This is a genomic window from Cellulomonas sp. P5_E12 (genome assembly GCF_054049315.1).
Map to the genome: position 1 here is coordinate 23,802 of NZ_JBFUMP010000029.1, position 10,402 is coordinate 34,203.

Annotated in this window: 10 protein-coding genes and 2 pseudogenes; 1 reads left to right on the plus strand and 11 read right to left on the minus strand. The window is 74.6% G+C overall.

Annotated elements, in window-relative coordinates; genetic code table 11:
- Window positions 1–249: 249 nt before the first annotated feature.
- From ACXJKA_RS18010 to ACXJKA_RS18035, 6 genes are all read right to left on the minus strand, one after another.
- Window positions 250–588, minus strand: a complete 339-nt coding sequence (locus ACXJKA_RS18010; RefSeq protein WP_456826570.1) for an STAS domain-containing protein — start codon at window positions 586–588, stop codon at window positions 250–252.
- 56 nt (window positions 589–644) lie between these two features.
- A complete protein-coding gene (locus ACXJKA_RS18015) occupies window positions 645–1,298 on the minus strand; it encodes an anaerobic ribonucleoside-triphosphate reductase activating protein (RefSeq protein WP_456826571.1) in 654 nt (217 codons plus the stop codon).
- Window positions 1,295–3,088 (minus strand): ribonucleoside triphosphate reductase, encoded by a 1,794-nt coding sequence (locus ACXJKA_RS18020; protein WP_456826572.1) that lies wholly within the window; start codon window positions 3,086–3,088, stop codon window positions 1,295–1,297. Before ACXJKA_RS18020 ends, ACXJKA_RS18015 begins: the two co-directional genes overlap by 4 nt.
- 115 nt (window positions 3,089–3,203) lie before the next feature.
- On the minus strand, window positions 3,204–4,067 hold the full coding sequence (locus ACXJKA_RS18025) for a 5-oxoprolinase subunit C family protein (protein ID WP_456826573.1): 864 nt from the start codon (window positions 4,065–4,067) through the stop codon (window positions 3,204–3,206).
- Complete coding sequence (locus ACXJKA_RS18030; protein WP_456826574.1) at window positions 4,064–4,699, minus strand: 5-oxoprolinase subunit B family protein; 636 nt, start codon at window positions 4,697–4,699, stop codon at window positions 4,064–4,066. Before ACXJKA_RS18030 ends, ACXJKA_RS18025 begins: the two co-directional genes overlap by 4 nt.
- 55 nt (window positions 4,700–4,754) lie before the next feature.
- Entirely contained in the window at window positions 4,755–5,522 is a 768-nt protein-coding gene (locus ACXJKA_RS18035) for a LamB/YcsF family protein (protein ID WP_456826575.1), read from the minus strand.
- A gap of 116 nt (window positions 5,523–5,638) precedes the next feature.
- Between ACXJKA_RS18035 and ACXJKA_RS18040 the strand changes: the two genes are divergently transcribed.
- Entirely contained in the window at window positions 5,639–8,359 is a 2,721-nt protein-coding gene (locus ACXJKA_RS18040; protein WP_456826576.1) for a DEAD/DEAH box helicase, read from the plus strand.
- Between the two features lie 57 nt (window positions 8,360–8,416).
- Here the strand turns inward: ACXJKA_RS18040 and ACXJKA_RS18045 are convergent.
- The 5 genes and pseudogenes from ACXJKA_RS18045 to ACXJKA_RS18065 form a co-directional block, all read right to left on the minus strand.
- Window positions 8,417–8,833: pseudogene (locus ACXJKA_RS18045) on the minus strand (Rv3654c family TadE-like protein); the annotation flags it as partial.
- Window positions 8,740–9,084, minus strand: a complete 345-nt coding sequence (locus tag ACXJKA_RS18050; RefSeq protein ID WP_456826577.1) for a TadE family type IV pilus minor pilin — start codon at window positions 9,082–9,084, stop codon at window positions 8,740–8,742. The gene ACXJKA_RS18050 and the pseudogene ACXJKA_RS18045, both read right to left, overlap by 94 nt.
- Window positions 9,081–9,407: a DUF4244 domain-containing protein gene (locus ACXJKA_RS18055; RefSeq protein ID WP_456826578.1), complete on the minus strand. Its 327-nt coding sequence runs from the start codon at window positions 9,405–9,407 to the stop codon at window positions 9,081–9,083. The genes ACXJKA_RS18050 and ACXJKA_RS18055 overlap by 4 nt, the downstream gene beginning before the upstream one ends.
- A 192-nt stretch (window positions 9,408–9,599) precedes the next feature.
- Window positions 9,600–10,040: a type II secretion system F family protein gene (locus tag ACXJKA_RS18060; RefSeq protein WP_456826579.1), complete on the minus strand. Its 441-nt coding sequence runs from the start codon at window positions 10,038–10,040 to the stop codon at window positions 9,600–9,602.
- A 125-nt stretch (window positions 10,041–10,165) separates the two neighbouring features.
- Window positions 10,166–10,402 (minus strand): annotated as a pseudogene (locus ACXJKA_RS18065) (type II secretion system F family protein); the annotation flags it as partial.

Here is a 10,402-nt window from a genome sequence, read left to right on the forward strand (position 1 = left end):
CGCTTGCCCCGCAGCCCCGTTGCTGCGCGACCCGGTGAGTCTAGCCAGCAGATGTGACGTAGATCGCACCACGACGCGTCGATCATGTTGCCCGACGGTTCCGATCTGACCGGCGCCTGGGGGGTGACGTGACGAGTGGGAACGGGTGACCAGGGAGAGCGAGATCCAGGCGCGCGTCCTGCGGGTCCTGAGGCGACACCGGGAAGTCACCCGTCTGCCCACGAACGACTGCCGACCGACCACCAGGCCTCAGGCGCTGAGTGCGGCCTCGACCGTCTCGTGCACGGTGAACACCTGCAGCAGCGCGGTGATGCGGAAGACCTTGAGCAGCTTCTCGGAGTCGATCACCAGCTGCAGCTGTCCGCCGGCGATCCGGACCTTCTTCAGGGTGCCGACGAGCACGCCGAGGCCGGTCGAGTCCATGAACGTGACCGCGCGCAGGTCGATGACGAGGTCCGTGCGGTCGCGGTCGAGGAGCTCCGCCAGGTGGTCGCGCAGGGCGTCGGCGGACGACACGTCGATCTCGCCCTCGACGTCGACGACCGTCCGAGGACCGACGTCCCGGCTGGTCACACGCACATCCACCACGGTCGGCTCCCCTCTGGGCCATTCATAACAGAGTGGGGGCCCACGACGAAGACGTGTTACCCCAGCAACCGCTGTGAGTTGCCCAGGGCTGCTCGGTACTCGTCCGTGGTGCCGTCCGGCCGGACCTCCTGCAGGACGTGGTCCCGGACGCCCAGGTCGGCCAGGACCGACCCCAGCGCCGCGACGTCGGCGGCGCCGAGCACGGTCGGGTCGACGGTCGTGCGGACCTGCACCGCGACTCCCGCGTCCAGCACGAGCCGGAGCGAGGCGAACGCCGCGTCGGCGCTCGTCGTCGGCCCCCCGACCCGGGTGATCGCGCGGTAGAGCCCCGCGGGCGCCTTGATGTCGAGCCCCACCCAGTCGACGTGCGGGAGCACGGCGGCCAGCTGGCGCGGGTAGGCGCCCGCCGTGTGCAGCCCGACCCCGAACCCCGCCGCCCGGACCTCGCGCGCTGCGTCGACCAGCCCGGCCTGCCTCGTCGGCTCCCCGCCCGAGAACACGAGCCCGTCGAGCAGCCCGTGCCGCCGTCCGAGCAGGTCGACGACCTCCGCCCAGGGCACGCTCCCCGGCAAGCGCGGGTCGAGGATCGCCGCGTTGTGGCAGTACGTGCACCGCCACGGGCAGCCCTGCAGGAAGACCGTCGCGACGAGGCGGCCCGGCCAGTCGCACGACGACAGCGGGACCAGGCCGGCGATCGCCAGGTCGCTCATACCAGCGCGGCCGCGCGCTCCCGGAAGGGCACCCGCTCGATGTGCTCGCCCTGCTTGCCCACGTTGAACGAGCTCACCGGCCGGTGGTACCCCATCACCCGCGTCCACACCTCGCACGCCTCGGCGCACGTGGGGCACGTGGGGTGCTCGCCGGCCAGGTAGCCGTGGCTCGGGCAGATCGAGAACGTCGGCGTGACGGTGAGGTACGGCAGCCGGAAGCTCGACAGCGCGCGGCGGACCAGCGTCCGGCACGCGTCGGGGCTGGACAGTCGCTCGGCCATGTACAGGTGCAGGACCGTGCCGCCCGTGTACTTGGTCTGCAGCTCGTCCTGGCGGCTCAGCGCCTCGAACGGGTCGTCGGTGTACCCGACCGGGAGCTGCGAGGAGTTGGTGTAGTACGGGTGGTCCGGCGTGCCGGCCTGCAGGATGTCGGGGAACCGGCGCAGGTCCTCCTTGGCGAACCGGTACGTCGCGCCCTCGGCAGGCGTGGCCTCCAGGTTGTACAGGTGGCCCGTCGCCTCCTGCAGCTCCACCATCCGGGCGCGCACGTGGTCGAGGACGCGCACGACGAGGGCGTGGCCGCGGTGGTCGACGAGGCCGTACCGGTCGCCGGTGAGGTTGCGGACCATCTCGTGCAGGCCGTTGACCCCGATGGTCGAGAAGTGGTTTTCGAGCGTGCCGAGGTAGCGCCGGGTGTACGGGAACAGCCCGTCGTCGATGAGCCGCTGGATGAGCGTCCGCTTGAGCTCCAGCGACGTGCACGCCAGGTCGATCAGGCGGTCCATCTCCGTGAGCAGCGTCTGCTCGTCGTCGTAGAGGTACCCGAGGCGGGCGCAGTTGATGGTCACGACGCCGATGGAACCCGTCTGCTCCGACGACCCGAACAGCCCGTTGCCCCGCTTGAGCAGCTCGCGCAGGTCCAGCTGCAGGCGGCAGCACATCGACCGGACGTCGCCGGGGTTGAGCTCGGAGTTGAGGAAGTTCTGGAAGTACGGCAGGCCGTACTTGGCGGTCATCGCGAACAGGCGGTCGGCGTTCTCGGAGTACCAGTCGAAGTCCTTGGTGACGTTGTACGTCGGGATCGGGAACGTGAACACCCGGCCCGAGGCGTCGCCGTCGGTCATGACCTCGATGTACGCGCGGTTGATCAGGTCCATCTCGCGCTGCAGCTCGCCGTAGGTGAACTCGCACGGCTCGCCGGCGACGAGGGGGACCTCGTCGCGCAGGTCGTCCGGGCACGTCCAGTCGAACGTGAGGTTGGTGAACGGCGTCTGGGTGCCCCACCGGGACGGCACGTTGAGGTTGTAGACGAGCTCCTGGACGCCCTGCAGCACCTGCGCGTAGGTCAGTCCGTCGAGCCGCACGTACGGCGCCATGTAGGTGTCGAACGAGCTGAACGCCTGCGCGCCGGCCCACTCGTTCTGCATGGTGCCCAGGAAGTTCACGATCTGTCCGATCGCGGAGCTGAAGTGCCGCGGCGGGCGCGCGTCGACCTTGCCGGGCACGCCGTTCAGGCCCTCGGCGAGCAGTGTCCGCAGGGACCAGCCGGCGCAGTACCCGGAGAGCATGTCGAGGTCGTGGATGTGCAGGTCGCCGTCGCGGTGCGCACGGCCGATCTCGGGCGGGTACACGTGGCTGAGCCAGTAGTTGGCGACGACCTTGCCGCTGGTCTGCAGGATCAGACCGCCCAGCGAGTAGCCCTGGTTGGCGTTGGCGGACACGCGCCAGTCGCTGCGGTCGAGGTACTCGTCGATCGACGAACCCACCTCGACGACCACTCGCTCGGACATGTCTGACACTCCTCGTCGTCGGGGACCGGGTGCGCCAGTTCTATGCCGGGGTTCGCCCTCGTCGGGGGGACCTACGTCCTGTCACCGCTCGACATCCGCGGCGTGTCGCTCCAGGTCAGCCCCGCACGAACCGCACCGGGTCGCCCGGGCGCAGCTGCCCCAGGAGGCCGAGCGCGTGCCGGCGCACCACCGCGGCGACCGGGTAGCCGCCGGTCACCGGGTGGTCGACGGAGAACACGACGGGCTGCCCGTCCGGCGGCACCTGCACGGCCCCGACGACCAGGCCTTCCGAGGGAAGCTCGCGGCCCGCTCGCTCGGGCGTGCGCGGGATCGCCGGGCCCGCCAGGCGCACGGCGACCCGGTTGGTCGCGGGTGTCACGCGGTAGGCCTCCCGCACCAGCCGCGCCACGGCGTCGTCGAACCAGTCCGCGTGCGGTCCGGGGACCACGGGCAGCTCGAACCGGTCCGGCCACGCGCGGACGGGCGCGACGTCGACCAGCGGCCAGCGGTCGGGAGCCGGACCGATCGGCAGGACGTCGCCCGCGGCGAGCGGGTCGGGCCCCAGGCCGGCCAGCTGGTCGGTGCTCCGCGAGCCGAGCATGGCCGGCACGTCGACGCCCCCGCGCACGGCCACGTAGGTCCGCACGCCGACCGCGACCGTCCCGAGCCTCAGCTCCGCGCCCGCCGGCAGCTCGAGCACCGCCTCGTGCCCCACCGGTCGGTGGTCCAGCCACGCCGGGCCGCGCGCTCCCGTGAGCGCCACCGTCAGGTCGCCGCGAGCGCGCACGCGAAGGCCGCCGACCAGGACCTCGAGGCCGGCGGCGCCCTCGTCGTTGGCGACGAGCCGGTTGGCCAGGCGCAGCGCGCCGGCGTCGGCCGCCCCGGAGCGCCCCACGCCGATGTGGGCCCACCCGGGCCGCCCGAGGTCCTGGACGAGGGTGAGGAGGCCGGGTTCGACGACCTCGATCGCGCCCGTCATCGGGCCACGAACCGCACGCGGGTGCCGGGCTGCAGCAGCGCCGGCGGAATGCGGTCCACGTCGAACAGCGCGGCCCCGCACCGGCCCAGCAGGCGCCAGCCGCCCGGGGTCGCCGCGGGGTAGACCGCGCTGAACTCGTCGGCGATCGCCACCGAGCCCAACGGCACGCGCTCGCGCGGCCGGTCGAGCCGCGGCACGCGCAGCGCCGGGTCCAGCCCCGTGAGGTACGCGAAGCCGGGCATGAATCCGCCGAACGCGACGGTGTAGCGCGCTGCCGTGTGCCGTTCGACGACCTCGCCCTCGGTGAGCCCCGTCAGGCCTGCGACGTCGGCGAGGTCGGGGCCGTCGTAGTCGACGTCCAGGACGACCTCCGGTCCGCCGTCGGCCCGCGGACCCTCGGTCCGCGCCGCCCACCAGCGCCCGACCGGGAGGTCGCCGGCGTCCGCGCCGTCGCGCACCCGCAGCAGCAGGGTGCGCGCAGCGGGCACCTGGTCGACGATCGTCGCCGCGTCCGGGTCCGATCCGCGCGCAACCCGGACCGCGTCGTCGAGCGCGCGGACCTCGGCCAGGCCGGGCAGCTCGACCAGCACGGCGTCGTCCCCGTAGGGCAGCACCCGCAGGTCGTCGGTCATGCGTCGATCTTCCTCGCCCTCGGGGACCGTGACCGCGACCCCGTCCGTCGGCTCCTCACGCCGTCCCCGCGAACGGGGCGACGTGCACCCCGGCCCCGGTGAGCGCCGCACGCACGGCGACCGCGAGCGCCGCGGCACCGGGGGTGTCGGAGTGCACGCACACCGACTCGGCGGCCACCCGCACGTCCGTGCCGTCGACCGCGCGGACCACGCCCTCGACCGCGATCCGCACGACCCTCGCCGCCACCTGTTCGGCGGACGTCACGAGCGCCCCGGGCTCGGAGCGCGGCACCAGCGTGCCGTCGGGCCGGTACCCGCGGTCGGCGAACGCCTCCCTGACCGCGCGCAGCCCCTTCGCCGTCGCTGCGGCGAGCACCGCGGAACCGGGCAGCCCGACCACCGGCAGGTGATCGATCGCATCGACCACCGCCTGGGCCTGCGCGTCGTGGTGGACGACCGCGTTGTAGAGGGCGCCGTGCGGCTTCACGTAGGCCACCCGCGTCCCTTCGCGGAGCGCGATCTCCCGCAACGCCGCGATCTGCTGCGCCACCTGATCGCGGAGCACGTCCGCCGGCACGTCGAGGAACCGTCGGCCGAAGTGCTCCCGGTCGAGGTAGGACACGTGGGCGCCGATCGCCACCCCGCGCTCCGCCGCGGCCCGGCAGACCGCCGCCATGATGCGCGCGTCGCCCGCGTGAAACCCGCAGGCGACGTTGGCGCTGCTCACCACGTCGAGCAGCTGCGCGTCGAGGCCGTCGACGCCCGCCACCCACGCGTCGAGCTCCTCGCCGAGGTCGCAGTTGAGGTCGATGCGCTGAGCCATGCCCCGATCCTGCCTCGCCTACCGCAGCCCGCGCCTGCCACCTGTGTGTCGCGCTCTCCCTCTGCGTCTCCGAAGTGCCGGGCAACCGCGTCCCTGCCCGGTGCGAGGATGGCGGCGTGGTCGACACCGGTGAGCTGCTCGACGTGCTGCTCGCCGCCGGACGACGGACCGACCGGGCCACCCACATCCGGCACGTCCCGGCCCGGCCCGGCACGCAGGCGGACTGGCCCGCGTGGGCCGACCCCGACCTGGTGCACGGGTACCGCGCTCTCGGCGTCGACCGGCCCTGGTTGCACCAGGTCGAGGCGGCAGACGCCGCATGGTCCGGCCGGCACACCGTCCTGGCCACCTCGACGGGCTCCGGCAAGTCGCTCGCGTTCTGGCTGCCTGCGCTGTCGACCACCCGCGCGGCAGCGGCGGGTGCTCTCCTCGACCCGGGCCGCATCGAGACCGTCAGCCGCCGGGCCACCACGCTCTACCTCTGCCCGACCAAGGCGCTCGCGGCCGACCAGCTCGCCGCCCTGGACCGACTCCTGGTCGCCGGCCGCACCCGCGACGTGCGGGTGGCCACCTGCGACGGCGACACCTCGCTCGACGAGCGCCGCTGGGTGCAGGAGTACGCGGACGTCGTGCTCACCAACCCCGACTTCCTGCACTTCGCCCTGCTCCCCCAGCACCGGCGATGGGCCCGGCTCCTCGGCTCGCTCCGGTACGTGGTGGTCGACGAGTGCCACGCGTTCCGCGGGGTCTTCGGCGCGCACGTCGGACTCGTCCTGCGGCGTCTGCGACGGCTCGCCGCGTCCTACGGAGCGTCGCCGACATTCGTCATGGCCTCCGCGACGACCTCCGACCCCGCAGCGAGCGCCGCACGGTTGATCGGTGTCGACCCGTCCGAGGTCACGGCGGTCACCGCCGACGCCTCCCCGGCCGGCCGCAAGACGTTCGTCCTCTGGCAGCCGCCCGAGCTGCCCGGCACCGACGCGCCGTGGTCGTCCCTCCTGCCCGCCGACGATCCCTGGGCCACGCCGCTCGCCCTGCCGGCGCACGTGACCCGTGGGCTGGACGACCTCAGCCCGCCGGGTCCCGACGACATCTGGGGTGCTCCCCTCGCCCGCACCGACCGGTCCGCGGACGACCGTTCCGATGGCTCCGCCGCGGTTCGGGCGTTGGCGGCCGCGGACGCGGCCCACCCCGGGTCGACGTCCGCGTCGGACGTGGCGCCAGCAAGGGCCGTCTCGGCGACCGACGACCCCGTCGTCCTGGCCGACCTGCTCGCCGAGGTGTTCCCCCCGACCGAGGGCTCCGGTCCGCTCGGCACCGGCGAGCGCGTCGTCGCCGAGCCCGCCGACCACCCCCGCCGGACCGCGACCGCCGAGATCGCCGACCTCCTGGCCGACCTCACCGCCGCCGGCGCCCGCAGCCTCGCGTTCACGCGGTCGCGCCGCGGAGCCGAGTCGGTCGCGGCCACCACGCGCGCGCACCTGGAGGAGATCGACCCGACCCTGGCGCGGTCCGTGTCGGCGTACCGCGGCGGGTACCTCCCCGAGGAGCGTCGCGCGCTCGAGGCCGCGATCCGGTCCGGCTCCCTGCGCGCGCTCGCGACGACGAACGCCCTCGAGCTCGGCGTCGACATCTCGGGCCTCGACGCGGTGCTCATCGCCGGCTGGCCCGGCACCCGGGTGTCGCTCTGGCAGCAGGCCGGCCGCGCCGGGCGCGCCGGCACCGACGGGCTCGTCGTTCTCGTCGCGCGCGAGGACCCGCTCGACACCTTCCTGGTCCACCACGCCGAGGCGATCTTCGACACCCCCGTCGAGGCGACCGTCTTCGACACCACCAACCCCTACGTCCTGGCGCCGCACCTGTGCGCCGCCGCGGCGGAGCAGCCGTTGCGTGCCGACGAGCTCGACCTGTTCGGCCCCCGCACCGCCGAGCTGCTGGGCGAGCTGGTCGAGCGCGGCACCCTGCGGCGACGACCCTCCGGCTGGTACTGGACGCACAACGAGTCGGCCAGCCGCCTCACCAACCTGCGCGGGTCCGGGGGCGATCCGGTGCGCGTGGTCGAGTCCGTCACCGGTCGGCTGCTCGGCACCGTGGACGCCGGGTCGGCGGACTCGACCGTCCACGACGGGGCCGTCTACGTGCACCAGGGCGCCACCTTCGTCGTCGACGAGCTGCGCCTCGAGGACGGCGTCGCCCTGGTCACGCGGCGCGACGTCGACTACGGCACATGGGCGCGCTGGGTCACCACGACCGAGATCCAGTCCGTGGACGCCGAGGTCCCGTGGGGTCCGGTGACCTGGGGGTTCGGCTCGGTCGACGTGACGACGAAGGTCCTCGGCTACCAGCGCAAACGCATCCCCGACCTGCAGGTGCTCGGCAGCGAGGAGCTCGACCTGCCCGCTCGCACGCTGCGCACGACGGCCGTCTGGTGGACCGCGCCTGCCGAGGTGCTCCTGGCGGCCGGCGTCACCGTCGAGACCGCGCCCGGCGCCCTGCACGCCGCGGAGCACGCATCGATCGGCCTCCTTCCCCTGCTGGCGACGTGCGACCGCTGGGACCTCGGCGGCCTGTCCACCGCGCTGCACGTCGACACCGAGCAGGCCACCGTGTTCGTGCACGACGCCTACCCCGGCGGCGCAGGCTTCGCGGAGCGCGGGTTCACGCTCGGGGCTACCTGGCTGCGGGCCACCCGCGACGCCATCGCCGCCTGCCGCTGCTTCTCCGGCTGCCCGGCGTGCGTCCAGTCGCCCAAGTGCGGCAACGCCAACAACCCGCTGGAGAAGGCCGCGGCGATCCGCCTCCTGGACGCCGTTCTGGCCCACGCGCCCCGACCGTGACCGGGCCGCCGGCGCTCCCCGGTTCGACCGTGACCTGGCCGACGACGGCCCCGCGCGCGCCGCTGCCGTCGCGTCCCCGGCCGCCGCGCGCACGACCACCCGCACGCGCAGCACGCCGGCGCCCTCGTCCACGCACTCGGTGACGCGGCCGCCGTTGCGGTGGACCACCTCGCCGGCCGTGGCGCACGGGTCCGCACCGGTCCCGGCGAGGATCTCGGCGGCCCCGGCGAGCGCGCCGAGGTCGGCGGCCGTCTGCGCCCGTCCGCGCGCGAGCTGAGCCGAAGCGAGCAGCCCGAGCAGCGCCGCGACGACCCCGGACACCGCCACCAGCGCGAGCAGGAGCACGGTGCCGGAGCCACGGTCGGACGCCCCGCCGCCGGTCACGGCTCGACCCGGGCGACCGCCGACGCGTCGGCGCGCAGGGGCGATCCCCGCCACGAGCCGACGGCATCCGAGACATCCACCGTGACCCATCCGCTCGCACGGCTCACGGCGACCGTGGCCTCCTGCCCGCCTACCCGGCGGGCCGTCGCGGTCACGGTCCCGTCCGGCTCCCCCAGTGCCGCGGCCCGCGCTCCGGCTCGCGCCGCGTCGGTGCACCTGGTCTGCGCCACGGCCGCCGAGGCGATCGTGAGCAGCGCGACGAGGAACAGCGCGACCGCCGGCAGCCCGACCGCCAGCTCGGCGGTGACGCTCCCCCGGTCCCCCCGCCGCGCGGCACTCACAGCGACAGCGCCTGCCGGATGATCCGCGACAGCAGCCCCTTCACCTCGTTCCCCTTGAGGATCACCACGAGCAGGCCCGCGAAGCCCACCGCGGCCAGGGTCGCGATCGCGTACTCGGCGGTCGCCATCCCGGCCTCGGCCAGCTCCTTGCGGACGTGCCGACCGCGGGCGTGCCATGCGGCCACGCGCTGCGGCAGGACCGCCCGACGCCGCGACGGGGAGCGCCCGAAGTCGGGAACCGCCACCACTGCGCCGCCCCCGTTCATCGCCGCGGCCTCGTCCTCCGGCTGGGAGACACGCGCCCCGGTCGTCTCGATCGTCATGACCTCTCCTCTCGTCGAGCGCCGTGAAGGTCCGGCGCCGCACCAGCGTCGGCTGCCGTCCGGGTCCTCCAGAGGCCCGGTCGTGGATCGGTGGGCGCCGCCTCGGACTCGCGGGCTGTGGACGGCTCGCGGTCGAGGGACGGCCCGCAGCGGCCCGCGCGACCCGCCACGCGGGCACGAGCCGCGGTCGGATCAACCGAGCAGGTCGCCCGCCAGGCTGAGCACCATCGGCACCAGGCCGAGAAGCACGAATGCGGGCAGGAAGCAGAGCCCGAGCGGGAGGACAAGGTGCACCCCGAGCGCGCCGGCGGCGGTCCGGGCTCGGGTACGCCGGTCCCGCCGCAGCTGCTCCGCTCGTGCGCGCAACGCCGGTCCGGGCGCCGAGCCCGTGGTCCAGCTGGCCTCGAGCACACGAACGACCTCGGCCAGCGGGGTCGCGGTGCCCGCCCACGCCGACTGCCAGGGCGCACCGAGGAGGAGCGCCGTACCGCCCCGGGCCAAGGCCGCTCCTTGATCGCCCCCGACGGCCGTGCCGACGGCCGACAACGCCCGAGGCACCGACGCCCCCGCCGCGACAGCCACGTCCAGCAGGTCGAGGAGCAGGACGGCGTCCACAGCCGCGCCTCCGGCCACCCGCGAACGGTGCGGAACGCGGGCCGTCGACGCTCGGCGCTCCGCAGGCGAACGGCTGCCCCACGACCACGGGCCGGTCGCCGCGCCGATCGACAGGGTGATCACGACCGCGAGCGCGACCGGGGTCACGGGCGGGCGGCCCTGCGCAGCAGAGCGGCGGTCCACCATCGGCCGAGCAGGAGCAGCCCGCCGCCGAGGACCGCCGCCGCCGTCCCCGGTCCGCCGGACAGGACGACTCCGACGGGATCCGCGCCGAGCAGCCCGCCGAGCAGCAGCCCGAGCAGCGGCAACCAGGCGAGCACCCGGGCGGTCGCCCGCGGGCCGGCCAGCGCGGCGCGGCGCTCGCCCTCGGCCTCCTCGTC

Bases quoted from the DNA above. Each gene is read 5' to 3' on its own strand.
- ACXJKA_RS18015 (WP_456826571.1), bottom strand. From the start codon at position 1,298: ATGAGCGACCTGGCGATCGCCGGCCTGGTCCCGCTGTCGTCGTGCGAC.
- ACXJKA_RS18025 (WP_456826573.1), bottom strand. From the start codon at position 4,067: ATGACGGGCGCGATCGAGGTCGTCGAACCCGGCCTCCTCACCCTCGTC.
- ACXJKA_RS18030 (WP_456826574.1), bottom strand. From the start codon at position 4,699: ATGACCGACGACCTGCGGGTGCTGCCCTACGGGGACGACGCCGTGCTG.
- ACXJKA_RS18035 (WP_456826575.1), bottom strand. From the start codon at position 5,522: ATGGCTCAGCGCATCGACCTCAACTGCGACCTCGGCGAGGAGCTCGAC.
- ACXJKA_RS18020 (WP_456826572.1), bottom strand. From the start codon at position 3,088: ATGTCCGAGCGAGTGGTCGTCGAGGTGGGTTCGTCGATCGACGAGTAC.
- ACXJKA_RS18055 (WP_456826578.1), bottom strand. From the start codon at position 9,407: ATGACGATCGAGACGACCGGGGCGCGTGTCTCCCAGCCGGAGGACGAG.